The sequence below is a fragment of the Microbispora sp. NPDC046973 genome (genome assembly GCF_040644495.1).
Classification (GTDB): Bacteria; Actinomycetota; Actinomycetes; order Streptosporangiales; family Streptosporangiaceae; genus Microbispora.
On record NZ_JBEYWQ010000005.1, the window covers coordinates 329,133 to 353,673 of the forward strand.

The 24,541-nt window shown below is 71.0% G+C and carries 22 protein-coding genes; 19 read left to right on the forward strand and 3 right to left on the reverse strand.

Annotated elements, in window-relative coordinates; all coding sequences use genetic code 11:
• The first annotated feature begins 24 nt into the window (after positions 1 to 24).
• The 11 genes from pdxT to ABZ860_RS13805 all read left to right on the forward strand — a co-directional run bounded on the left by pdxT (position 25) and on the right by ABZ860_RS13805 (position 11,765).
• Entirely contained in the window at positions 25 to 615 is a 591-nt protein-coding gene (gene pdxT / locus ABZ860_RS13755; RefSeq protein ID WP_357219562.1) for a pyridoxal 5'-phosphate synthase glutaminase subunit PdxT, read from the forward strand.
• Positions 616 to 618: 3 nt separating this feature from the next.
• Positions 619 to 1,371, forward strand: coding sequence for a YebC/PmpR family DNA-binding transcriptional regulator (locus tag ABZ860_RS13760; protein WP_079316516.1), 753 nt, complete (start codon positions 619 to 621; stop codon positions 1,369 to 1,371).
• Positions 1,372 to 1,513: 142 nt separating this feature from the next.
• Positions 1,514 to 2,686: a GNAT family N-acetyltransferase gene (locus ABZ860_RS13765; RefSeq protein WP_357219565.1), complete on the forward strand. Its 1,173-nt coding sequence runs from the start codon at positions 1,514 to 1,516 to the stop codon at positions 2,684 to 2,686.
• 110 nt (positions 2,687 to 2,796) lie between these two features.
• Entirely contained in the window at positions 2,797 to 3,399 is a 603-nt protein-coding gene (gene ruvC, locus ABZ860_RS13770) for a crossover junction endodeoxyribonuclease RuvC (protein WP_357219680.1), read from the forward strand.
• Positions 3,396 to 4,016, forward strand: coding sequence for a Holliday junction branch migration protein RuvA (gene ruvA, locus ABZ860_RS13775; RefSeq protein ID WP_357219568.1), 621 nt, complete (start codon positions 3,396 to 3,398; stop codon positions 4,014 to 4,016). Before ruvC ends, ruvA begins: the two co-directional genes overlap by 4 nt.
• Before the next feature lie 113 nt (positions 4,017 to 4,129).
• The gene (gene ruvB / locus ABZ860_RS13780; protein ID WP_357219570.1) at positions 4,130 to 5,179 is read left to right on the forward strand and encodes a Holliday junction branch migration DNA helicase RuvB; all 1,050 of its coding nucleotides are present in this window, start codon (positions 4,130 to 4,132) and stop codon (positions 5,177 to 5,179) included.
• A gap of 242 nt (positions 5,180 to 5,421) precedes the next feature.
• On the forward strand, positions 5,422 to 5,778 hold the full coding sequence (gene yajC, locus ABZ860_RS13785; RefSeq protein ID WP_357219573.1) for a preprotein translocase subunit YajC: 357 nt from the start codon (positions 5,422 to 5,424) through the stop codon (positions 5,776 to 5,778).
• Between the two features lie 89 nt (positions 5,779 to 5,867).
• A complete protein-coding gene (gene secD, locus ABZ860_RS13790; protein ID WP_357219575.1) occupies positions 5,868 to 7,610 on the forward strand; it encodes a protein translocase subunit SecD in 1,743 nt (580 codons plus the stop codon).
• The gene (gene secF / locus ABZ860_RS13795) at positions 7,610 to 8,650 is read left to right on the forward strand and encodes a protein translocase subunit SecF (RefSeq protein ID WP_357219578.1); all 1,041 of its coding nucleotides are present in this window, start codon (positions 7,610 to 7,612) and stop codon (positions 8,648 to 8,650) included. The genes secD and secF overlap by 1 nt, the downstream gene beginning before the upstream one ends.
• 148 nt (positions 8,651 to 8,798) lie before the next feature.
• On the forward strand, positions 8,799 to 9,305 hold the full coding sequence (locus ABZ860_RS13800; RefSeq protein ID WP_357219581.1) for an adenine phosphoribosyltransferase: 507 nt from the start codon (positions 8,799 to 8,801) through the stop codon (positions 9,303 to 9,305).
• Positions 9,306 to 9,584: 279 nt separating this feature from the next.
• Positions 9,585 to 11,765, forward strand: coding sequence for a bifunctional (p)ppGpp synthetase/guanosine-3',5'-bis(diphosphate) 3'-pyrophosphohydrolase (locus ABZ860_RS13805; RefSeq protein WP_357219583.1), 2,181 nt, complete (start codon positions 9,585 to 9,587; stop codon positions 11,763 to 11,765).
• Positions 11,766 to 11,860: 95 nt separating this feature from the next.
• Here ABZ860_RS13805 and ABZ860_RS13810 read toward each other — a convergent pair whose 3' ends face one another.
• Together ABZ860_RS13810 and ABZ860_RS13815 are read right to left on the reverse strand one after the other, a co-directional pair.
• Complete coding sequence (locus tag ABZ860_RS13810; protein WP_357219586.1) at positions 11,861 to 13,090, reverse strand: DUF349 domain-containing protein; 1,230 nt, start codon at positions 13,088 to 13,090, stop codon at positions 11,861 to 11,863.
• A 59-nt stretch (positions 13,091 to 13,149) separates the two neighbouring features.
• Positions 13,150 to 13,998, reverse strand: coding sequence for a peptidylprolyl isomerase (locus ABZ860_RS13815; RefSeq protein WP_357219589.1), 849 nt, complete (start codon positions 13,996 to 13,998; stop codon positions 13,150 to 13,152).
• 269 nt (positions 13,999 to 14,267) lie between these two features.
• Here ABZ860_RS13815 and ABZ860_RS13820 point away from each other — a divergent pair, with 269 nt between their 5' ends.
• From ABZ860_RS13820 to aspS, 3 genes are read left to right on the forward strand one after another with little or no spacing between them, the layout of a single operon-like run.
• A complete protein-coding gene (locus ABZ860_RS13820) occupies positions 14,268 to 14,951 on the forward strand; it encodes an MBL fold metallo-hydrolase (RefSeq protein WP_357219683.1) in 684 nt (227 codons plus the stop codon).
• On the forward strand, positions 14,951 to 16,207 hold the full coding sequence (hisS, locus tag ABZ860_RS13825) for a histidine--tRNA ligase (protein ID WP_139575019.1): 1,257 nt from the start codon (positions 14,951 to 14,953) through the stop codon (positions 16,205 to 16,207). The genes ABZ860_RS13820 and hisS overlap by 1 nt, the downstream gene beginning before the upstream one ends.
• Entirely contained in the window at positions 16,204 to 17,952 is a 1,749-nt protein-coding gene (gene aspS / locus ABZ860_RS13830) for an aspartate--tRNA ligase (RefSeq protein ID WP_357219592.1), read from the forward strand. Before hisS ends, aspS begins: the two co-directional genes overlap by 4 nt.
• A gap of 60 nt (positions 17,953 to 18,012) precedes the next feature.
• Here the strand turns inward: aspS and ABZ860_RS13835 are convergent, their stop codons facing one another.
• Entirely contained in the window at positions 18,013 to 18,921 is a 909-nt protein-coding gene (locus tag ABZ860_RS13835; RefSeq protein ID WP_357219594.1) for a peptidylprolyl isomerase, read from the reverse strand.
• A gap of 215 nt (positions 18,922 to 19,136) precedes the next feature.
• On the opposite strand from ABZ860_RS13835, the gene ABZ860_RS13840 reads away from it, so the two are divergent.
• The 5 genes from ABZ860_RS13840 to alaS all read left to right on the forward strand — a co-directional run bounded on the left by ABZ860_RS13840 (position 19,137) and on the right by alaS (position 24,535).
• Entirely contained in the window at positions 19,137 to 19,604 is a 468-nt protein-coding gene (locus ABZ860_RS13840) for a hypothetical protein (RefSeq protein ID WP_357219597.1), read from the forward strand.
• A gap of 16 nt (positions 19,605 to 19,620) precedes the next feature.
• Positions 19,621 to 20,940 carry a replication-associated recombination protein A gene (locus ABZ860_RS13845; protein ID WP_357219599.1) on the forward strand — a complete coding sequence of 440 codons (1,320 nt, stop codon included), beginning with the start codon at positions 19,621 to 19,623 and terminating at the stop codon, positions 20,938 to 20,940.
• A gap of 172 nt (positions 20,941 to 21,112) precedes the next feature.
• Positions 21,113 to 21,595 carry a DUF948 domain-containing protein gene (locus tag ABZ860_RS13850; protein ID WP_357219602.1) on the forward strand — a complete coding sequence of 161 codons (483 nt, stop codon included), beginning with the start codon at positions 21,113 to 21,115 and terminating at the stop codon, positions 21,593 to 21,595.
• Positions 21,592 to 21,861, forward strand: a complete 270-nt coding sequence (locus tag ABZ860_RS13855) for a hypothetical protein (RefSeq protein WP_357219604.1) — start codon at positions 21,592 to 21,594, stop codon at positions 21,859 to 21,861. Before ABZ860_RS13850 ends, ABZ860_RS13855 begins: the two co-directional genes overlap by 4 nt.
• 1 nt (position 21,862) lies before the next feature.
• A complete protein-coding gene (gene alaS, locus ABZ860_RS13860; RefSeq protein ID WP_357219606.1) occupies positions 21,863 to 24,535 on the forward strand; it encodes an alanine--tRNA ligase in 2,673 nt (890 codons plus the stop codon).
• Positions 24,536 to 24,541: the final 6 nt, after the last annotated feature.

Consider the following 24,541-nt stretch of genomic DNA (forward strand, 5'->3'; position numbering starts at 1 on the left):
AGGGCCACCACAGGAAGGGAAACCGTGACGTCCGCACCCAAGATCGGCGTGCTCGCCCTGCAGGGCGACGTGCGCGAGCACATCCGCGCTCTGGAGGAGTCGGGCGCGACCGCCACGCCGGTGCGCAGGCAGGAGGAGCTCGCCGCGGTGGACGCGCTGGTCGTCCCGGGCGGGGAGTCGACCACGATGTGGAAGCTCGCCACCACCTTCGAGCTGCTCGAACCGCTGCGGCTGCGGATCAAGGAGGGCATGCCCGCCTACGGCTCGTGCGCCGGAATGATCATGCTGGCCGACCGGATCGAGGGCGGCATCGAGGGCCAGGAGACGCTGGGCGGCATCGACATGGTGGTCCGCCGCAACGCCTTCGGCCGCCAGGTCGACTCGTTCGAGGCCGATCTCGACTTCGCCGGGCGCGCGACGATCAGGGCCGTCTTCATCCGCGCGCCCTGGGTCGAGTCCGTGGGGCCCGACGTGGAAGTGCTGGGCCGCACCGAAGCTGGGGATAGGATCGTCGCGGTCCGACAGGGACCGTTGCTCGCGACGTCCTTCCATCCGGAGCTGACCGGTGACGCGCGGGTGCACTCGTATTTTGTCGAAATGGTGAGGGAGCTCTAGGCGATGTCCGGCCACTCCAAATGGGCGACGACGAAGCACAAGAAGGCGGCGCTGGACTCCAAGCGCGGCAAGCTTTTCGCCAAGCTCATCAAGAACATCGAGGTCGCGGCCAGGACCGGCGGGCCCGACCCGGACGGCAACCCCACGCTGTTCGACGCCATCACCAAGGCCAGGAAGAACTCGGTCCCGATCGACAACATCGAGCGGGCCCGCAAGCGCGGCGGCGGCCTCGAGGCCGGCGGCGCCGACTGGCAGACGATCATGTACGAGGGCTACGCCCCCGGCGGCGTCGCGGTCCTCATCGAGTGCCTCACCGACAACCGCAACCGCGCGGCGTCCGAGGTGCGTGTGGCGCTGACCCGCAACGGCGGCTCGCTCGCCGACCCCGGCTCGGTGTCGTACATGTTCAACCGCAAGGGCGTCGTGATCGTGCCCAAGGGGTCGCTGACCGAGGACGACGTGCTCATGGCCGTCCTCGACGCGGGGGCCGAGGAGGTCAACGACCTCGGCGAGAACTTCGAGGTGGTCTGCGAGGCCTCCGACCTTATCCCCGTGCGCAAGGCGCTGCAGGACGCGGGCATCGACTACGAGTCGGCCGAGATGAGCTTCGTCCCCACGCTCAACGTCCCCCTCGACGAGGAGGGCGCCCGCAAGGTCTTCAAGCTCATCGACGCGCTCGAGGACAGCGACGACGTGCAGAACGTCTGGGCGAACTTCGACGTGAGCGACGAGGTCATGGAGAAGGTCGAGGCCTGACGCCGCAGGCGGGCACCGGCCCTCGGCTCCCAGCCGGCACAGCACCTCGGGTCCAGGCCGGCACAGAGCCTCGGCTCCAGGGCGGCGAGGGGGCGGAAAACGGGTGGCAGAGGCCGCCGGGGCCCGCATAGCTTGGCCGGTTGTGGAAATCCGTCATCTCACGAGCGACGACCTGGACGCCGTCCTCGACAACCGCAGGCGCGCCTTCGGCCCGCTGTCCGGCGGCGGCGCGGAGACCTGGCGCAAGCTCGTCTCCCCGATGCTGCCCGAGGGCCGTTACCTGGGCGCCTTCGACGGCCCCCGCCTCGTCGGCACGGCCAGGATCAACCCGTACGTCCAGTGGTGGCACGGCCGCCCCCTGTCGATGGGCGGCGTGGCGGGCGTGACGGTGGCGCCGGAGGACCGCGGCAGGGGCGTGGGCCGGGCGCTCACGCACGCGGCCATCGAGCGCTGCGCGGAGCTCGGCCACGCGGTCTCGGCGCTCTACCCGGCCACCACGCCGGTGTACCGGAGCGCGGGCTACGAGCACGCCGGCGTGCTTCAGCGGATCACCGTGCCCGCCGAGGCGCTGCGCACGGTGGGCGGCCCCGGCGGCGCGGCCGGCGCGGTCAAGCTGCGCCGGATGGGCCCCGCCGACGCGGCCGAGCTCGTGGCCCTGATCGGCAGGGTGCACGCCGCCAACCGCGCGAGCGGGCCGCTGTGCTTCGACGAGCGGACCTGGCGGCTGTGGCTGGAGGACGACGACGACTTCTGCTACCTGGCCGAGGACGGGTTCGTCGTCTACCGGTGGAGCGACGGGGACATCGAGGTCGACAACCTGCTGGCGGGGTCGGAGGCGACGGCCAGGGCCCTGTGGTCGATGGTCGGCAGCGCCTCGAGCGTCGCGACGTCGGTGACCGCCTGCGTCGACCCGGCCGACCCGGTGCTCTGGATGCTGCGGGAGCGGTCGAAGGACGAGGTCGCCCAGACCCGGTGGATGTTCCGGCTGATCGACCTGCCCGCCGCCGTCGAGGGGCGCGGCTTCCCCGCCGGAGTACGCGTCGAGACCCCGATCGAGGTGACCGACTCCCTGCGCCCGGGCAACGCGGGCGCGTGGCTGCTGCGGGTGGACGGCGGCGCCGGCGCCGTGACGCGGCGCGAGACGCCTTCCGGGGACGCGACGCGGCTCACGATCGGCGGGATGTCCGCGCTGTTCGCCGGCGTGCCCACGGCCACGCTCCGCCGCGCCGGTCTGCTGAGCGGCGGCTCTCCCGACGCCGACGACGCGCTGGACGCCGCGTTCGGCTGCGCCGCGTACATGATCGATTACTTCTGACGCGCCCGCGCGGCCGCTGATCGCGATAGAGTGACCGGCCGAACAGATGTTCGGCGTAGCGGCGGCCGCGCCGCCGGGATCAGGGAGGCGTGCCGGTGCGGTTGCCCCAACTGCGGGTGATGGGCGTGGACCCGGGGCTGACGCGGTGCGGTCTCGGCGCCGTGGAGGGCCGTGCGGGCGCGCCGCTGAGCCTGTTGTCGGTCGGGGTGGTCCGCACCCCGACCGACGACGACATCGGGTCCCGGCTGGTCGTCATCGAGGCGGAGATCGAGCGCTGGCTCGACGAGATCAGGCCCGACGCGGTCGCCGTCGAGCGGGTCTTCGCCCAGCACAACGTCCGTACGGTCATGGGGACGGCACAGGCGTCGGCCGTCGCGATCGTCTGCGCGGCCCGGCGGGGGCTGCCGGTCGCGCTGCACACGCCGAGCGAGGTCAAGGCCGCCATCACCGGCAACGGCAACGCCGACAAGAAGCAGGTCGGCACGATGGTCACCCGGCTGCTGCGGCTCGACGCCATGCCCAAGCCCGCGGACGCGGCCGACGCGCTCGCCCTGGCCATCTGCCACGTCTGGCGCGGCGGCGTGCAGCACCGCCTGGCCGACGCCCTGGCCCGGGCCCGTTCCGGGGGTGGGGGCCCCGCAGGCTCTGGTAGGACTGGGAGGCCCGGCGAAGTCGCGGCCGGGCGTCCGGACCGGGGAGGGAGCACGCGGTGATCGCATCCGTTGCGGGGCAGGTGGCGGCGATCGGCGCCGACAGCGCCGTGGTCGAGGTGGGCGGCGTCGGGATGCTCGTCCACTGCACCCCTGGCACCCTGGCCGGGCTGCGCGTCGGCGAACCCGCCCGGCTGTCCACCTCGCTCGTCGTCCGCGAGGAATCGCTCACTCTGTACGGGTTCGCCTCCGACGACGAGCGCACGGTCTTCGAACTGCTCCAGACGGCCAGCGGGGTCGGGCCGCGCCTGGCCCTGGCCATGCTCGCGGTCCACGCGCCCAACGCGCTGCGGGTCGCGGTGGCGAGCGCCGACATCAAGGCCCTGACGATGGTGCCCGGCATCGGCCAGAAGGGCGCGCAGCGCATCGTGCTCGAACTCAAGGACAAGCTCGGCACCCCGGCGGCGGCCGTCGACGCCGCGATCAACGGCGCGGCGGCGCCGCCCGTGTGGCGCGATCAGGTCCACGCGGGACTGGTCGGGCTCGGCTACTCGTCCAGGGACGCCGACGAGGCGGTCGCGGCGGTCACCGCGGAGGCCGAGGCGGAGGTCGCGGCCGGCCGCGCCCCGCAGGTGGCCGCGCTGCTCAAGTCCGCCCTGCGGGCGCTGAGCGTACGGTGACCTCGTGACGGGCCGGGCCTCGCGCGCCGTGCGGGGCGCGCGGCGGGCTGACGGATCATGAAAGTTTCACCGGGAAGCGGACGGGTCCCGGCAGGCCGAGCGGATGGTGTCGAGTGAGCTTCGAGCGGGATCTCGTGTCGCCGGAGCCGGAGGGCGACGAGCGGGCGATCGAGGCCGCGCTGCGCCCCCGGCGCCTGGACGAGTTCATCGGGCAGGGCCGGGTGCGCGAGCAGCTGTCGCTGGTGCTGGAGAGCGCCCTGCGCCGCAACCGCCCGCCCGACCACGTCCTGATGAGCGGCGGCCCCGGGCTCGGCAAGACGACGCTCGCCATGATCATCGCCTCCGAGCTCGGCGCGCCGCTTCGGATGACCTCGGGCCCGGCGCTGGAGCGCGCGGGCGACCTCGCCGCGATCCTGTCCACGCTGACCGAGGGCGAGGTCCTGTTCATCGACGAGATCCACCGCATGGCCCGCCCGGCGGAGGAGATGCTCTACCTCGCCATGGAGGACTTCCGGGTGGACATCGTCGTCGGCAAGGGCCCCGGCGCCACCTCGATCCCCCTCGACATCGCCCCGTTCACGCTGGTCGGAGCCACCACCAGGGCCGGGTTGCTGCCCGCGCCGCTGCGCGACAGGTTCGGCTTCACCGCCCACATGGACTTCTACGAGGTGGCCGAGCTGGAGCAGGTGCTGCGGCGCTCGGCGCGGCTGCTGTCGGTGGAGCTGCCGGACGAGGGCGCCCACGAGATCGCCCGGCGCTCGCGCGGCACGCCCCGCATCGCCAACCGCCTGCTCCGGCGGGTGCGCGACTTCGCCGAGGTCCGGGCGGAGGGCGTGATCACCCGGGAGGTCGCGGCGGCGGCGCTCAACCTCTACGAGGTCGACGCCGAGGGGCTGGACCGGCTCGACCGGGCCGTGCTCGACGCGCTGCTGCGCAAGTTCGGCGGCGGCCCGGTGGGCCTGTCGACGCTCGCGGTGGCCGTGGGGGAGGAGCCGGAGACCGTCGAGGTCGTGGCCGAGCCCTTCCTGGTGCGGCAGGGGCTGCTGGCCCGCACCCCGAGGGGCCGCGTCGCCACCGCCGCCGCCTGGGCGCATCTCGGCCTGACTCCGCCTCCTGACGCGGTCGGGTCGGTGGCGGTGCCCACGCTCTTCGACGACGCCTGAACGCCGGCGCGGCGGCTGGAAGTGGAAACCGGGGCAAAGAGGTAACAGACCGATTGCGAAGCCCATGAAACGGGAACTTTCCTGCCCGCCGAGCCGTGGGTTCGTTGCCGGGCTTCAGCGTGCTCGCATACACTGCGTGGCTTGACTGGCCGCACACGCGAGAAGTCGCGGTGGCCCGCGTGTGAAGCGCACAAGACCTCCGGCGTCAGGCCGGTTCATCACGTTACGGAAGGGTGGCCCCCGTGGGTAACAACCCGCTTGGGACGTTCCTGCCACTGATCTTGCTGGTAGTGGTTTTCTACTTCCTCCTGATCCGTCCGCAGCGCAAGCGGCAGCAGGAGCAGATCCAGATGCAGAACTCCCTCACCCCGGGCGTCCGGGTCATGACCACGACAGGACTGTTCGCGACGGTCGTCGCCCTGCAGGACGACGACGTCGTGCTGGAGGTGGCCCCCGGCGTCGAGACCCGCTGGACCAAGGCGGCGATCGGCCGGGTGCTCACTCCCGTGGACGAGGTGACGGACGGGGAGGCCGAGGAGACCGTGACGGACGCTCCCGACACGGGGAACGGTGACGATACGAGCACCAAGCAGTCCTGAGTAGGCTGATCACAACCTTTCGACGAAAGAACTGACCTCCAGTGGCCCCACCGACCAGTAGCCAGAGCAAGCCTGGACGCACACTCCTGTTGCTCCTTGCGCTCATCCTCGTCATGGGCGCGACGGTCGCCCTCCAGAAGGCGTTCGTCCCCAAGTTCGGCCTCGACCTCGCGGGCGGCACGACCGTGACGCTCTCGCCGGTCACGGCGAACGGGAAGGCGCCGTCCCAGGAGAGCCTCGACCGAGCCGTGACGATCATCCGGCAGCGCGTCAACGGCACCGGCATCTCCGACGCCCAGGTCGCGAAGTCGAACGACAACATCGTGATCCAGATCCCGGGCGCGGGCCGTGACGAGGCGCTGCGGCTGGTGTCGACCACCGCCGAACTGCGTATGCGGCAGGTCCTCGCGGTGGCCGCCGCCACGAACCAGCCGGCGCAGGTGCCCACCGCGGCTCCCACGCCCAGCGGGTCGGCGGCGGCGACGCCCGCGGCCACGTCGAAGGCGTCCACGCCGGCCGGGCAGAGCGCGGCCCCGAACGGCAACGCGACCCCGGCGGGCCGTGCCCTGTCGAAGGCGCTGACCGCGCCGTCGCCGGACCCGAGCACCTCGGCGAGGGCCACGAACCACCACAGGGCCGGCGCGGGAGCCGCACGCGCCAACCGGGCCAAGGCGTCGCCCTCGGCCGCTCCCAGCCCCACGCCGACGGCCGCTCCGCAGGACACGGGCGACCCACTGGCCGGTCAGGACACCAGCGGCATCGACCCGGCGCTGCTCGCCGAGTTCCGCAAGATCGACTGCACCGCGAAGAACCGCGGCCAGGGCGCCATCGACGACCCGAACAAGCAGATCGTCGCCTGCAGCGACGACGGCTCGGCCCGCTACATCCTGGACAAGGCCGCGGTGCAGGGCACCGAGATCAGCGGCGCGCAGGCGGGCACCGACCCCACCACCGGTGAGTGGATCGTCCAGGTCGACTTCAAGTCCAAGGGCGCCACGCTGTTCGCCGACATCACCCGGCGCATCACCAGCCTGCCGGCCCCGCGCAACCAGCTCGCCAACGTGCTGGACGGCGTCGTCATCGTCGCTCCGACGATCGAGGAGGCCATCCCCGGCGGCAGCGCCCGCATCTCCGGCAGCTTCACCCAGAAGACCGCCACCGAGCTGGCCGACCAGCTCAAGTACGGCGCGCTGCCGCTGAAGTTCCAGCAGAGCTCGGTCGTGTCGGTCTCCTCGACCCTCGGCCAGGACCAGCTGAGAGGCGGTCTCATCGCCGGCGCGCTCGGCCTGATCGTCGTCGTGATCTACCTGCTGCTCTACTACCGCGGCCTGGGGCTCATCGGCATGGCGAGCCTGTGCGTGGCCACCGTGTTCACCTACCTGACGGTGGACGTGCTGAGCCACAACGCCGGCTTCCGGCTCTCGCTGCCGCACATCATCGGTCTGGTGGTCTCGATCGGCATCACCGCGGACTCGTTCATCGTCTACTTCGAACGGATCCGCGACGAGATCAAGGAGGGCCACCGCACGCTGCGCTCGGCGGTGGAGGTGGCCTGGCGGCGGGCCCGGCGGACCATCCTGGTCGCCGACGCCGTCATGTTCATCGCCGCGGTGGTGCTCTTCTACCTGGCGGTCGGCGACGTGGCCGGCTTCGCGTTCGCGATGGGCCTGACGACGCTCATCGACATCGTGGTGGTGTTCCTGTTCACCAAGCCGCTGATGTCCCTCGTGGCGCGGTTGCGGTTCTTCTCGAAGGGCCACAAGCTGTCCGGACTCGACGCGGAGCGCATGGGCCGCACCAGCCCCGCCGAGCAGACCCTGCAGGAGGCGTGATGCCGGGAGTGATCAGCCGCCTCTACCGCGGCGACATCAACATCGACTTCGTCGGCAAGCGCAAGATCTGGTACGGCCTGTCGGTGTTCCTGCTGGCCGTCTCCATCCTGGGCCTGGCGCTGAACGGGCTGAACCTGGGCGTGGAGTTCCGCGGCGGCTCGGTCTTCGACTTCACGCGCACGCCCGGCTCCAGCATCGAACAGGTCCGCGAGACCGTCGCGGACGCCGGACCTCACCAGGTCATCGTGCAGCAGGCCGGGCCGAACTGGCGGGTCACCACCGAGAGCCTCAAGGGCGACGAGGTGACCAAGGTCCAGCAGACGGTCGCCCAGAAGTACGGCATCACGGAGGACCAGGTCAGCTCGCAGGTCATCGGTGCGACCTGGGGTGGCGAGGTCTCGCAGAAGGCCTGGATCGGCCTCGCGGTCTTCATGATCGCGATCATGCTCTACCTGTCGGTGGCCTTCGAGTGGCGGATGGCCCTCGCGGCGATCGTCGCCCTCGTCCACGACCTCGTGATCACTGCGGGCGTCTACGCCTGGTCGGGCTTCGAGGTCACCCCGGCGACCATGCTCGGCTTCCTCACGATCCTCGGTTACTCGTTGTACGACGCGGTCGTCGTCTTCGACATGATCAAGGAGGTCACGGGCAAGCTCGGCACGAGCGCGAAGATGACCTACACGCAGGCCGCCAACAACGCGCTCAGCCACACGCTGATCCGGTCGCTGAACACCTCGCTGGTGGCGATCCTGCCGGTGGCGGCGATCCTGTTCATCGGCACCACGCTGCTCGGCGCCGGCACGCTGAAGGACCTGTCGCTGGCCCTGTTCGTCGGCATGATCGTCGGCACCTACTCGTCGTTGTGCGTGGCGACGCCGATCCTGGTCACGCTGAAGGAGCGGGAGCCCAAGTGGCAGGCGCTGGCCCAGCGGGTGCAGGCCAAGGAGGCCTCCGCCGCCAAGGCCGCCCGCACGGCCAAGGAGCCCGTCTCCGCCGGCTCGCAGAACGTCACCGCCTCGGAGAAGCGCAAGAAGCGCTGATTCAGGCTCGCGTCGCAGGCGCCCCCGGAACCCGCCCGGTTCCGGGGGCGCCTTCGTGTCCCGGTCGCCCCGTCCGCGCCTTTCCGCCGTGCGATGCACCGCTCCGTCCGGGCGGATCCCGCCGGTCGCGGCACTAGGCTTGGGCGTCGTGACTGACTGGACGGCTCTCATCAGGGATGTCCCGGACTACCCCAAGCCGGGCATCCTCTTCAAGGACATCACGCCGCTGCTGGCGGACCACGCGGCCTTCACGCAGGTCGTGGACGAGCTCGGGGACGGCCTGGCGTTCGACAAGGTGGTCGGCATCGAGGCGCGGGGCTTCATCCTCGCCGCGCCGGTGGCCTACCGCAGCGGTGCGGGGTTCGTACCAGTGCGCAAAAAGGGCAAATTGCCCTCCGACACGTACGAGGCGTCCTATGATCTGGAGTACGGCTCCGCGACGATCGAGGTGCACGCCGACGCCTTCGACCCCGGCGACCGGGTTCTGATCGTGGACGACGTCCTCGCCACGGGCGGCACGGCCAGGGCGGCCGTGGAGCTGGTCAGAAGGACGGGCGCGGAGGTCGTGGCCGCGTCCTTCCTGATGGAGCTGTCCTTCCTCTCCGGCCGCGATCGGCTGCCGGGCCTGGACGTCCGCACCCTGCTCGCCGTCTGAGCCGCGCGGGCCGGTCAGGGGGCACGCGGCCGAGAGTGCTGTGGCAGCACGGATACACTGTGGAATCTGGACTCGACGTGAGGAGTCTGTGTGCCCCGTGATGTGGTCGTGCCCGACAGCGCGCGGGTCGATCGCGGAGTGACCTCCCGCGACGCCCCCGAGCCCGTCGCAGACGTGCCCCCTGACGCGGCGCGCGACCCCGCGGCGGTCCCGGAGGACAAGCCGGCGTCGCCGGCCACGCGACGGAGGCTCGCCCGTTTCGGGGGGCAGTGGGGTGCTATGAATCCGGTGTTGGAGCCGCTCTTCAAGACGGTCCGTGCCACCCATCCCAAGGCGGACCTGCGGCTGATCGAGCGCGCGTACGACGTCGCCGCGTATCACCACCGCGATCAGAAGCGCAAGAGCGGCGACCCGTACATCACCCACCCGCTCGCGGTGGCGACGATCCTGGCGGAGCTGGGCACGGACGACGAGACGCTGTGCGCCGCCCTGCTGCACGACACCGTGGAGGACACGGCCTACAGCCTCGACGAGTTACGAGCCGACTTCGGCGACAACATCGCGTTGCTCGTCGACGGCGTGACCAAGCTCGACAAGGTGAAGTTCGGCGACGCGGCGCAGGCCGAGACCGTGCGCAAGATGGTCGTCGCGATGTCGCGCGACATCCGCGTGCTGGTGATCAAGCTGGCCGACCGGCTGCACAACATGCGGACCATGCGCTACATGCCCGAGCACAAGCGCCAGCAGAAGTCCCGGGAGACGCTGGAGATCTTCGCGCCGCTGGCCCACCGGCTCGGCATGAACACCATCAAGTGGGAGCTGGAGGACCTCGCGTTCGCCATGCTCTACCCGAAGCGGTACGACGAGATCGCCCGGATGGTGTCGGAGCGTGCGCCGCGCCGCGACCTGTTCCTGCACGAGGTCATCGAGAAGGTCTCCGCCGACCTGCGCGAGGCGAAGATCAAGGCGACCGTGCGCGGCCGGCCCAAGCACTACTACTCGATCTACCAGAAGATGATCGCCAAGGGCGTGGCCTTCGACGACATCTACGACCTGGTGGGGATCCGCGTCCTGGTCGACACGGTCCGCGACTGCTACGCCGCGCTCGGAACGATCCACGCCCAGTGGAAGCCGGTGCCGGGGCGGTTCAAGGACTACATCGCCATGCCCAAGTTCAACATGTACCAGTCGCTGCACACGACGGTCATGGGACCCGAGGGCAAGGCCATCGAGCTCCAGATCCGCACGCGGGCCATGCACAACCGCGCCGAGTACGGCGTGGCCGCGCACTGGAAGTACAAGGAGGAGATGACCGGCGCCGGCCCCGGCAAGGTCAAGCAGGTCAACGACATGGCCTGGCTGCGCCAGCTCCTCGACTGGCAGAAGGAGACCTCCGACCCCGGGGAGTTCCTGGAGTCGCTGCGCTTCGACCTGTCGGTCTCGGAGGTGTTCGTCTTCACCCCGCGCGGCCAGGTGATCGCCCTGCCCGAGGGCGCCACCCCGGTCGACTTCGCATACGCCGTGCACACCGAGGTCGGCCACCGATGTATCGGCGCGCGGGTGAACGGCAGGCTGGTCCCGCTGGAGTCCCGCCTCGGCAACGGCGACACCGTCGAGATCTTCACGTCGAAGTCGCCGGACGCGGGACCGTCGAGAGACTGGCTGAAGTTCGTCAAGAGCGGCCGGGCCCGCAACAAGATCCGCCAATGGTTCACCAAGGAGCGCCGCGAGACCGCCATCGAGGCGGGCAAGGAGGCCATCGGGCGGGCCATGCGCAAGCAGGGCCTGCCGCTGCAGCGGCTCATGTCCGGCGAGGCGCTGCTGGCCCTGGCCAGGGACCTGCGTTACGCCGACGTCTCGGCCCTGTACGCGGCCGTCGGCGAGGGGCACCTCACCGCGCAGTCGGTCGTGGACAAGCTCGTACAGGCCCTGGGCGGCGTCGAGGGTGCCGAGGAGGACATCGCCGAGGCCCAGGTCCCCACGCGGCTCAAGGGCCGTCTGAGGGCCAACTCGAACGCCGGTGTGATGGTCGCGGGCGACCCGGACGTGTGGGTCCGCCTGTCGCGCTGCTGCACCCCGGTGCCGGGAGACGAGATCGTCGGGTTCGTCACGCGGGGGCACGGCGTCTCCGTGCACCGCACCAACTGCCCCAACGTGGAGCAGCTCAGCGCACACCCCGACCGGCTGGTGCAGGTCTCCTGGTCGCCCGGGGACGACTCGGTCTTCCTCGTCGCCATCCAGGTGGAGGCGCTCGACCGGCCCCGCCTGCTGTCGGACGTCACGCGGACCCTGTCCGACCAGCACGTGAACATCCTGTCGGCCTCGGTGACGACCAGCCGCGACCGGGTGGCGATCAGCAAGTTCACCTTCGAGATGGGCGACCCCAAGCACCTCGGCCACGTGCTCAAGGCGGTGCGCAACGTCGCGGGTGTCTACGACGTCTACCGCGTGACCAGCTGAGGGCCCCCCGCCCTGCGGCGGGGCGTCCGCACCGGGCGGCGGACATGCGAAACCCGGCGTGACACGAGGTCACGCCGGGTCGCGCGCGAAGCGGGTCAGGAGAACTCGGCGAGCGTGCGCTCGGCCTCCTGGAGCCAGGAGCGGCGGGCGGACAGCGCCTCCTCGGCCTCCTTGACGTCCTTGTCCCGGCCGGCCGCCTGGGCCTTGGTCAGCCGCGTCTCCAGCTGGTCGATGGACCTGCGGAGCTGGTTGACCGTGTCCTGGGCACGGGCCCTGGCCTCGGGGTTGGAGCGCTTCCACTCGCTCTCCTCGGCCCTGCGGACCGCGTCGTCGACCTTGCGCAGCCCGCCCTCCAGGCGGTCGCGCTGGTCGCGCGGCACCGGTCCCGCGGCCTCCCAGCGCTCCAGGATGCCCCGAAGCGCCGATCGCGCCGAACGCGCGTCGGTGACCGGCAGCAGCTTCTCGGCCTCGGCCAGCAGGGCCTCCTTCACCTCCGCGTTGGCCGCGAAGGAGGCGTCCCGCTCCGCGAACACCGCGGAGCGGGCCTGGAAGAACTGGTCCTGGGCGCCCTTGAAGCGCGCCCACAGCTCGTCCTCGACCTCGCGGGAGGCGCGTCCCGCGGCCTTCCACTGGCGCATCAGCTCCCGGTAGGCCGCCGCGGTGGCGTTCCAGTCCGTCGAGTCCGCCAGCGCCTCCGCCTCGCTCACGATGCGCTCCTTGGCGCCGCGCACCGCGTCGCGCTGCTGGTCGAGCGAGGAGAAGTACGCCTTGCGCCGCTTGGCGAAGGCCGTGCGCGCCGTGGACAGCCTCTTCCACAGCGTCGCCTCGGTGGCCCGGTCGACCCGCTCGGCGGCCTTCCACTCGTCGACGAGCTGCCGCAGCCGCTCGCCGCCGGACTTCCAGTGCGTCGTCTCCTCGGCGATGCGCTCGGCCTCGGCGACGATGCGCTCCTTCACCTCGCGCGCGTGCGCCCGGGCCTGGTCGCGCGCGGCCCGCAGCTCCTCGCGCCGCTTGCCGACCAGCTCGGTCAGCGCCGTCAGCCGGTCCTGCAGCGAGCCGAGGTCGCCGACCGCGTGGGCGTCGGTCACCGTCTCCCGCAGCTTGGCGATGCTCGCCTCGGCCTGGGCCGGCGCGAGGTCGGTGCCGCGCACCCGCTGCTCCAGGAGCTGCACCTGGCCCGCCAGCTCGTCGAACTTCCGGCGGTAGTAGGCCAGCGCCTCCTCCGGCTCACCGGCCTGCCAGGACCCGACGGCCCGTTCTCCCTCAGCCGTACGCACGTAGACGGTGCCGTCCTCGTCTACCCGGCCCCACGGGTCGGTGCTCACCGTGTCCTCCCGCACTTGAATCAGCCTCCAGGGCTCGATGTGCCCTTGGTTGTATTACGTCAGCTCTTGCTGGTGATTGTCACGTCTTTGATGACCACGGGCTGCTTCGGGGCACCAGTGCCGTCCCCGCCGGCACTGGGGATGACGCCCTTCTTGGCGACCTTGTCCACGATTTCGAGTCCTTTGGTCACCGTACCGAAAGGCGTGTAGTCCGGGCTCAGCCCGGTGTCCCCGAACACGATGAAGAACTGGCTTCCGTTGGTGTTCGGGCCGCTGTTCGCCATCGCGAGCACGCCCCGCGTGTACTTCGCGCCCGCGAGGTTCTCGTTGGCGAAGCGGTAGCCGGGACCGCCCTGGCCGTCGGTCGGGTTCTTGCCGTCGGCCTTGGCCAGCGGGTCGCCGCACTGCAGGATCGGGAAGTCCGTGCCCATCCGGTGGCACTTCGTGTCGTCGAAGTAGTCCTTGGAAGCCAGGAACTTGAACGAGTTGACCGTGCAGGGCGCCTTCTCGCTGTCCAGCCTCGCGACGATGTCGCCGAGGTTGGTCTTGATGGTCATGGTCGCCGGGGCGGTGCTCACCTTCTCCGGCGGCAGGCCGACGTTCTTGACCTGACCGCTGCCCTCGTCGGCGACGTAGCCGCAGGTGCCCTTGGCCGGGTCGTAGGGCTTGGGGTCGTTCGCCAGGGGCTTGCTGCTCGCCGACGCCGACGCGGACGCCGTGGCGTTGCCGTCCTCGCGGCCGAGGAGGGTCGTCGCCGCCACCACGCCGCCGATCACCACCACCACGGCCGCGGTGGTGCCTATGATCGCGGCGCGCCGCGACTTCTGCTCGCGTTCCGCGCGTGCGCGCAGCTGCCGTTCGTAGTGTTCCCGGGCCAGCTGCTTCTGCCGGTCCTTGCCGGTGACCACTTCGACCTCCCGACTCGTCCTGTTTCCCATGGTCGTACGCCCGGACGCGATCTCGCCGGCGCGTGCCCGCCACACCCGGGAGGTACTCCGGGGACGGCGGCCCGTTCTATAGCATCCGGCTCGACTGCTCCAAGAATGACTATTGAGGTGGGCGAATCGTATCGGCTGACGGGTATTGGTTCGCAGCCTGCCGACCCGCACCGGTACCCTTCGGTTACATTCGCTCGCGCAATCCTTGATTGATCCGTAGAGACGCAGAGGCCGCTTCCGTGCTCGTCGCCGGGTTTCCCGCAGGGTCGTTCCAGACCAACTGTTATGTCGTCGCTCCCGCAGCAGGCGAGGAGTGCGTGGTCATCGACCCAGGTCAGGACGCCGTGGAGGATCTCGACGCGCTGCTGCGCGAGCACCGGCTGAAGCCGGTCGCGGTGCTGCTCACCCACGGTCACATCGATCACGTGTGGTCGGTGGCCCCGGTGTGCGGCGCCCGCGACGTGCCCGCGTGGATCCACCCGGAGGACCGCGACCTGCTGTCGGACCCGGCGAAGGGGTTCCCGCCGCAGGCGGGCCAGGTGTTCGGCGGGTTGAAACTTTCCGAGCCGGACGACGTGCGGGAGCTGGCCGACGAGGCCGTGCTGTCGCTGGCCGGGCTCGAGCTCACGGTCGAGCACAGGCCGGGCCATACCAGGGGGTCGGTGACGTTCCGGACGCCCGTCGAGGACACCCAGATCCTGTTCGCGGGCGACCTGCTGTTCGCCGGCTCCATCGGCCGTACCGACCTGCCCGGCGGCGACTACGCCGCCATTCTGCGCAGCCTCGCCAAGACGCTGACGCTGCCGGACGAGACCACGGTCCTGCCCGGCCACGGACCTCAGACGACCATCGGCCGCGAGCGCGCGACCAACCCCTTCCTCAGGGACGTCGCGCCGCACGCAGGCCCGACCAGGGGATTGTGATGACCTTTCAGGCGCCCAAGGGCACCTTCGACTGGATGCCTCCGCGTTCGGAGTGGGCTCTCGCCGTACGGGACGCCCTGGCCGCGCCGGCCCGCCGCGCCGGCTACGGCTACATCGAGACGCCGGCCTTCGAGGACACGGCGCTGTTCTCGCGCGGCGTCGGCGAGTCGACCGACATCGTGACCAAGGAGATGTACACGTTCACGAGCCGGGGCGGCCAGTCGCTGACGCTGCGCCCCGAGGGCACCGCGAGCGTGATGCGGGCCGTGCTCGAGCACGGTCTGTACGGCGGGCCGCTGCCGATCAAGCTCTGGTACTCAGGCAGCTACTTCCGCTACGAGCGGGCCCAGGCGGGGCGTTACCGCCACTTCTCCCAGGTGGGGGCGGAGGCCCTGGGGGCCGAGGACCCGGCGCTCGACGCCGAGCTGATCGTGCTGGCGATGGACGGCTACGCCTCGCTGGGCCTGCGCGGCGTCCGGCTGCTGCTGAACTCGCTGGGCTGCAAGGAGTGCCGCCCGGCCTACCGCGCCGCGCTGCAGGACTTCCTGCGCGGCCTGGACCTCGACGAGCCCACCCGCAACCGGATCGAGATCAACCCGCTGCGGGTGCTCGACGACAAGCGCCCCGAGGTGCGCGCGCAGCTGGAGAACGCGCCGCTGGTCACCGATCACCTGTGCGGGGCCTGCAAGGCCTACCACGAGGAGGTCAGGGGCCTGCTGACGGCCGCCGGCGTGGCCTACGAGGACGACCCCCGGCTCGTGCGCGGCCTGGACTACTACACGCGTACGACCTTCGAGTTCCTGCACGACGGCCTGGGCGCCCAGTCGGCGGTCGGCGGGGGTGGGCGTTACGACGGGCTGAGCGAGCAGATCGGCGGCCCGGCGCTGCCGAGCGTGGGCTGGGCCCTCGGGGTGGACCGCACGGTGCTGGCGATGGAGGCCGAGGGCCTGCTGGCCGAGCGCCCCCGCGGCGTCGAGGTGTTCGCCGTGCCGCTCGGCGAGGAGGCCAGGCGGCGCGTGTTCCCGCTCGTGAGCGAGCTGCGCAGGGCCGGTCTCGCGGTCGACATGGCCTTCGGCGGCCGTGGCGTCAAGGGCGCGATGAAGGCCGCCGACCGCAGCGGCGCGCGGTACGCGCTCATCCTCGGCGACCGAGATATCGAGGCGGGAGCCGTGCAAGTGAAGGACCTGACCACAGCCGACCAGACCGCGGTTCCGCTCGCGGAGGTCGTCGAGTTCTTGAAGGGGAAACTCTCGTGATCCGCACCCACGAGGCAGGCGCGCTCCGCAAGGAGCACGCGGGCCAGAAGGTGACGCTGGCCGGATGGGTGGCGCGCCGGCGCGACCACGGCGGCGTGGTCTTCATCGACCTGCGCGACGCCTCCGGCTCCGCCCAGGTGGTCTTCCGCGAGGAGGACCACGCTCACGACCTGCGCGCGGAGTACTGCGTGAAGGTCACAGGCGAGGTACGCCGGCGCCCGGCAGGCAACGAGAACCCCGATCTGCCCACGGGCGAGATCGAGGTCGTCGCCTCCGAGGTGGAGGTGCTGAGCGAGTCGGCGCCGCTGCCGTTCCCGATCGAGGGCAGCGCGGGCGTGTCGGAGGAGGCGCGGCTGAAGTACCGCTACCTCGACATCCGCCGCCAGAAGATCGCCGACGCGCTGCGGATCCGCTCGCAGGCGACCTACCTCGCCAACGAGGTCATGCGCGAGCGCGGGTTCGTCTACGTCGAGACCCCGAACCTGACCCGCTCGACGCCCGAGGGCGCCCGCGACTTCCTGGTGCCCGTGCGGCTCCAGCCGGGCAACTGGTACGCCCTGCCGCAGTCGCCGCAGCTGTTCAAGCAGCTCCTCATGGTCTCCGGCCTGGAGCGCTACTACCAGCTCGCCCGTTGCTTCCGCGACGAGGACCTGCGGGCCGACCGGCAGCCCGAGTTCACCCAGATCGACATCGAGATGTCGTTCGTGGACCAGGACGACGTGATCGAGCTGGGCGAGGCGCTCATCGGGCGGATCTGGAAGGAGACGCTCGGCTACGAGCTGCCGACGCCGCTGCCCCGGATGACGTACGCCGAGGCGATGGCGCGGTATGGCTCGGACAAGCCGGACCTGCGCTTCGGCGTCGAGCTGACCGACCTCACGGACTACTTCTCCGGCACCTCCTTCCGCGTGTTCCAGGCGCCGTACGTGGGCGCGGTCGTGATGCCGGGCGGCGCCTCGCAGACCCGCAAGGAGCTCGACGCCTGGCAGGAATGGGCCAAGTCGCGCGGCGCGCGCGGCCTGGCGTACGTGCTGGTGCAGGAGGACGGCACGCTGGGCGGCCCGGTGGCCAAGAACCTCTCGGAGACCGAGCTGGGCGGCCTCGCCGAGGCGACCGGCGCCAAGCCCGGCGACGCGATCTTCTTCGCGGCCGGCGCGCGCGCGGCCTCCCGCGACCTGCTCGGCGCGGCCCGTCTGGAGATCGGCCGCCGCTGCGACCTGATCGACGAGTCGCAGTGGTCGTTCCTGTGGATCGTCGACGCCCCGATGTTCGAAGAGGACGGCGAGGGCGGCTGGACCCCGGTCCACCACCCGTTCACCTCGCCCAAGCCGGAGTGGGCCGACACCTTCCAGGACAACCCGGGCGAGGCCCTGGCGTACGCGTACGACATGGTCTGCAACGGCATGGAGATCGGCGGCGGCTCGATCCGTATCCACCGCGCCGAGATGCAGCAGCGCGTGTTCGACGTGCTCGGCATCTCCAAGGAGGAGGCCGAGAGCAAGTTCGGCTGGCTGCTTGAGGCGTTCAAGTACGGCCCGCCGCCGCACGGGGGCATCGCCTACGGCTGGGACCGCGTCTGCATGCTGCTGGCGGGCGGCGAGTCGATCCGGGACGTGATCGCGTTCCCGAAGACGGCGTCCGGCTACGACCCGCTGAGCGGGGCGCCCACCCCGATCAGCCCGGAGCAGCGCAAGGAGGCCGGCGTGGACGCCAGGCCGAAGGCCGACAAGCCCGAGTCGGCGTAGCAGAACGTGAGACGGCCCCCGCGACATCGATCGCGGGGGCCGTCTCGCGTCCGGGGCCGGTCAGATGACGGCCACGTCCTTGATGATGACCTTCTTCTTGGGGGCGTTGGACCCCTCGCCCCGCACGTCGGCCGTGGGGTCGCCGTTGAAGGGGATGATCCCGCCCTTGGCGATCTTGTCGATGACGTCCATGCCCTTGGTCACGACACCGATCATCGTGAAGGCCGCGCCCATGGCGGTCAGCTGCGTGTTCTCGTCGGTGAAGGAGATGAAGAACTGGCTGCCGTTGGAGTTGGCGTCCTCCGTGGCCTGGGCCAGCCCGACCGTGCCGCGGCTGAGCGGCAGTCCGCCGAGGTTCTCGTCGTTGAACAGGTATCCCGGGCCGCCAGCGCCGTCGGTCTTGCTCTTGGCGTCGCCCTTGGCCAGGGGGTCGCCGCACTGCAGCATGCCGAGGCCGACGGTCTCCACCGTCGCGAGGCGGTGGCAGACGGTGTTGTCGAAGAAGTTCTTCTTGGCCAGGAAGGCGAAGGAGTTCACCGCGCAGGGCACGTCCTTGGTGGCCAGGTCGATGACGATCCGGCCCTGGTTCGTGGTGATGACCATCTTCTTGGCCGCGATGACCCCCCTGCTCAGCTTGCTGGGCGGGAAGCCCACGAACTTCGACGGGGCGCCCGTGTCGTCCTTGCGGTACTCGCACGTGACCTGACGCAGGCTGGTGGGCTTGGCCGACGGTGTGGGCTCCGTCAGCTCGGTGTGCGTCACCGTGGGACCCGTGGAATCGGAGGCCGAGGGGGTGGCCTTGGCTGTGTTTTCGGCCGAGCCGTCACTGCAGGCCACCAGGCTGCCCGCCAGCGCGAGGAGCCCCAGGCCGGCGCCGAGGGTGCCACGCAGGCGGCGACGGGGGGTGGTCGCGCGCCCGGCCGTGCTCACGCGCGAAGCCGGTTGCTTCTGCCGATCAGTGTCGGTCACCGCTATGCCTTCCCTTTCCCCTTTTATTACGACTGAGGCGCCACTCTATCCGTGATCCCGTCGGCTTCGTGTAAAGCAGGCGTCCCATGGGTATCACGATGGTTTGCGCTCATCTTGCTCTCAGATCCGCCTGGGAACCTCCTGCCGAGCGAATCCGTACACCGGGGGACGGCTCGCAATCCGCGCCCCGGCCGCCGTCTCAGGAGCGATGCACGATGTTCGACCAGGTCTTCGGACTCCCGGCCCATGCTCTCATCGTCCACGCGGCGGTGATCTTCGCGCCGCTGCTCGCGGTGCTGGCGATCGCGTACGCCGCGCTGCCCCGCCTTCGGCACAAGCTCGACTGGGCCCTCGTGGCGACCGCCGTGGTGGCCCTCGGCGCGGTGTTCGCGGCCAAGGAGAGCGGGGAGGCGCTGGAGCACCGCATGTTCCAGGGCCACCCCTCTGACGCGATCGAGGTCCACAGCGGGCTCGCCGAGATCCTTGTGCCGGTGACCGCGGGGCTGACCGTCGTGTCCCTGGTGATGGTGTGGCTCACCCGGGCCCGGCGCGCCCCCGAGGGCGGCGGCTCGCGGGCCGTCGCCCTGGTCGTGTCGGCCGCCGCCGTGATCCTCGCCGTGGCCGTCGGCTACTACGCCGTACGGACCGGGCACACGGGCGCGACGGCCGTGTGGGGCGGCTGACGGTAGTGTCGGCGACGTGGAGAGCCTGTTCGATTCGGCCGCCGAGGAGGCGCACCGGGGCCAGGAGCCGCTGGCCGTGCGGATGCGGCCGCGCTCGCTGGAGGAGGTGATCGGCCAGCGGCACCTGCTGGGATCCGGCACGCCGCTGCGCCGGCTGGTGGAGAGCGACGCCCCGATGTCGCTGTTCCTGTGGGGACCCCCGGGCACCGGCAAGACCACGCTGGCGTACGTCGTGGCGGGCGCGACCAAGCGGAGGTTCGTGGAGATCTCAGCCGTCTCCGCCGGGGTCAAGGACGTGCGCGCCGCCATCGACCAGGCCCGCCGCGAGCTCGGCATGACCGGCAGGCAGACCGTGCTGTTCGTGGACGAGGTCCACCGGTTCAACAAGGCGCAGCAGGACGCGCTGCTGCCCGCGGTGGAGAACCGCTGGGTCACGTTCATCGGCGCGACGACGGAGAACCCGTTCTTCTCCGTCATCTCCCCGCTGCTGTCCCGCTCGCTGCTGCTCACCCTCGAGCCGCTGGCCGAAGACGACGTCCGCGCCGTCCTGGAGCGCGCGGTGACCGACCCGCGCGGCCTCGGCGGGCGCGTCACGCTGCACCCCGACGCCCTCGACCAGCTCGTCCGGCTGGCCGGCGGTGACGCGCGGCGCTCGCTGACCTACCTGGAGGCCGCCGCGATGCTGGCCGACGAGGTCACGGCGGAGGTCACGGTGGAGGTCGTGGAGAAGGCCGTCGACAAGGCGGCCGTCCGCTACGACCGCCAGGGCGACCAGCACTACGACGTGGTCAGCGCGTTCATCAAGAGCATGCGCGGCTCGGACGCCGACGCGGCGCTGCACTACCTCGCGCGGATGGTCGAGGCGGGGGAGGACCCGAGGTTCATCGCCCGCCGGATCGTGATCTTCGCCAGCGAGGACGTGGGGATGGCCGATCCCACGTGCCTGCAGGTCGCGGTGGCCGCCGCCCAGGCCGTGGAGTTCATCGGCCTGCCCGAGGGCAGGATCAACCTCGCCCAGGCGGTCATCCACTGCGCGCTTGCGCCCAAGTCGAACGCGGTCGTGAAGGCGATCGGCGCGGCCTCCGACGACGTGCGGCGCGGCATGGTGGGGCGCATCCCCGACCACCTGCGCGACGCCCACTACCCGGGCGCCAGGAAGCTCGGCCACGGTAAGGGCTACCAGTATCCGCACGACTTCGAGCACGGCCTCGTCCGCCAGGACTACGCGCCCGAGGAGCTGCGGGAGCGCCGCTACTACGAGCCGACCACGCACGGCGCGGAGGCGCGGTTCGCCGAGCGCTGGGCGAAGATCCGCAGCTTCCTGCGCGGCGGCTGAGCGCCGCCGGTCCGCGGTCCGGGTGCGCGATGCGGAGCGGCCCGGGTGTGTGATGCGGAGCAGCCTGAGTGTGTGGTGCGGAGCAGCCTGAGTGTGTGGTGCGGAACGGCGGGCAGGTCGTTCGCGATAAGGTCTTGCCATTCCAGCTCCGTTGATCTAGGGAGATCGGCACATGCTTACCGCGGGAGAGCTGGCGGGCCTCGTGGTCGCCATTTTCTGGGTGATCCTGGTCTGCTTCATGGTCGTCGTGCTGGTCAGGCTGGCCAGACTGCTGACCGAGACCCGCAAGTCGGTGGCCGAGCTGAGCGACCGCATCGCCCCGCTTCTCGACGACATGAGCCAGACGGTCTCCGAGGCCAACCGGCGGCTGGTGGCGGCCGAGGAGATCACGGACAACATGCGTGACGTCAGCGGCAACATGGTCAAGATCACCGGGGTGGCGTCCACGCTGTTCGCCGGTCCGGTGCTCAAGATCTCCGCCTTCAGGGACGGCCTCCGCCTGGCGCTGGCCAGGCGCGCCGCCGGCAGGGTTCCGGCCCGGCGGGTCGCCCGGGGCGGCCCGCGCACCGGCCCTCGGACCGGGGACAGGATCAGCGAGCGGCACGCGGCCGAGCGCGCCGTGGAGCGCCGGGCGATCGGGAGGGGACGCGGATGATCCGGCGGCTCTTCTACATGTCCCTGGGCGCGTTCCTCGCGGTCTGGACCATGCGTAAGCTTCAGTCGTTGCGGCCCGACCACGTGGCCAGGCGCACCGCCGGCCGCGCGGTCACCCTCGCGGACCAGCTCAAGGACTTCGCCGGCGAGGTGCGCCGGCTGTCGGCGAGCAGGGAAACCCAGTTGCGTGCCGAGTTCGGGCTCGACACGGTTGATGGAACCACCACAGGCAGAAACAGAATCTACGACGTAAAGGACGGCCGCTGAAATGGAGTCGGCAGAGATCGCGCGCCGCTTCCTGCGCTTCTTCGAGGAGCGCGGGCACACAGTCGTGCCCTCGGCCAGCCTGGTCGCCGAGGACCCGACACTGCTCCTCGTGAACGCGGGGATGGTCCCGTTCAAGCCCTTCTTCCTTGCGCAGCAGACGCCGCCGTACCGGCGGGCGACCAGCGCGCAGAAGGTCATGCGCACCCTCGACATCGACGAGGTGGGCAAGACCACCCGGCACGCCAGCTTCTTCCAGATGCTGGGCAACTTCTCCTTCGGGGACTACTTCAAGGAGCAGGCGATCCCGTTCGCCTGGGAGCTGCTCACCCGGCCCGAGTCCGACGGCGGCTTCGGCTTCCCTGAGGACCGCCTGTGGGCGACCGTCTACCTGGACGACGACGAGGCCCAGGACATCTGGCACCGCAAGGTGGGCCTGCCGCTCGACCGCATCCAGCGCCGCGACCTCGCCGACAACTACTGGCACATGGGGGTCCCCGGGCCCGGCGGGCCGTGCTCGGAGATCTACTACGACCGCGGCCCCGAGTACGGCCGCGAGGGCGGGCCGATCGCCGACGAGAACCGCTACCTCGAGGTGTGGAACCTCGTCTTCATGCAGTTCCAGCTCAGCAAGGTCCGCAGCAAGATCGACTTCGATGTGGCGGGCGAGCTGCCGGCCAAGAACATCGACACCGGCATGGGCCTGGAGCGCATGGCGGCCATCCTGCAGGGCGTCGACAACATCTACGAGATCGACACCACGTACAAGATTCTCGACACGGCGGCCGACCTCACCCGGTCGCGCTACGGGCGCGACAAGCGCGCCGACGTGTCGCTGCGGGTGATCGCCGACCACATGCGGGCGGGCGTCATGCTCGTCGGCGACGGCGTGCTGCCCTCCAACGAGGGCCGCGGCTACGTGCTGCGCCGCATGCTGCGCCGCGCGATCCGCAACCTCCGTCTGCTCGGCGCGGGCGAGGAGCGGCACCTGCACGCGCTCACCGCCGTCACCATCGACGTGATGGGCCAGCAGTACCCCGAGCTCAAGGCCGACGCCGCCAACATCCACACGGTCATCGACGCCGAGGAGGCGTCGTTCCTCGGCACGCTCCGCACCGGTACGGCGATCTTCGACGTCGCCGTGGAGGAGACCAAGCGCAAGGGCGTCTCGACGCTCAGCGGCGACCAGGCGTTCCAGCTCCACGACACCTACGGCTTCCCGATCGACCTCACCCTGGAGATGGCGGCCGAGCAGGGCCTCCAGGTGGACGAGGAGGGCTTCCGCCGGCTCATGAAGGAGCAGCGGGACCGCGCCAAGGCCGACGCCGCGGCGAAGAAGACCGGCAACGCCGACATCTCGGTGTTCACCGGCATCCTGGAGAAGGCCGGGAAGGTCGACTTCCTCGGCTACGACCACACCACCGCCGAGGCCAACGTCATCGGCCTGCTCGTCGACGGCGCGTCCGTCCCAGCGGCGGGCGCGGGGACCACGCTGGAGGTCGTGCTCGACCGCACCCCGTTCTACGCGGAGGGCGGCGGTCAGCTCTCCGACCAGGGCGTGATCCGCACCGGCGGCGCGGAGATCGAGATCGTGGACGTCCAGTCGCCGGTGCCCGGCCTGGTCGTGCACCGCGGCAAGGTGCGCACCGGCGAGGTGCGGGTCGGCGACCAGGCGCAGGCCGACATCGACCTGGAGCGGCGCCGCGCGATCTCCCGCAGCCACACCGCGACCCACCTGGTCCACCGCGGCTTCCGCAACGCCCTCGGCGAGTCGGCGGCGCAGGCGGGCTCGGAGAACTCCCCGGGCCGCTTCCGCTTCGACTTCACCGCGGCCGGGGCCGTCTCCCCGTCGATGCTGCGCGACGTCGAGGACGAGGTGAACGCCGTCCTGATCAACGACCTCAAGGTCAACGCGTTCTACACCAGCCAGGCGCAGGCCCGCGCGATGGGCGCGCTCGCGCTGTTCGGCGAGAAGTACGGCGACGAGGTCCGGGTGGTCGAGGTCGGCGACTACTCCCGCGAGCTGTGCGGCGGCACGCACGTCGCCAGCTCCGGCCAGCTCGGCCTGGTGAAGGTGCTGGGCGAGTCGTCCATCGGCGCGGGCGTGCGCCGCGTGGAGGCGCTCGTCGGCCTCGACGCGTTCCGCTTCCTGGCCCGCGAGAGCGTGCTGGTCGCCCAGCTCAGCGAGCAGCTGAAGACCCGCCGCGAGGAGCTGCCCGAGCGCATCGAGGGCATCGTCACCCGGCTGCGCGCCGCGGAGAAGGAGCTGGACAAGCTCCGCTCGGCGCAGGTGCTCGCGGTGGCCGGCGAACTCGCCGCGCAGGCCCGCGACGTGCAGGGCGTCTCCGTCGTGACGCACCGCGCGCCTGATGGCACCTCCGCCGACGACCTGCGTAAACTCGCCCTCGATGTGCGCGGCAGGTTCCCTGGCGACCGCGCCGCGGTCGTCGTCGTCTCCGGCGTCCCCTCCGACCGGCCGGTCGTCGTCGCCGCGGTCAACGAGGCGGGACGCGAGCGGGGCCTGAAGGCGGGCCGGCTCGTCGGCGTCGCCGCCAAGGCACTCGGGGGTGGCGGTGGCGGCAAGGACGACGTGGCCCAGGGCGGCGGCACGCGGCCCGAGGCGATCGATGACGCGCTTCGCGCGGTCGGGGAGGCCATCTCCTCCGCGGTGGCGTGAGCGGCC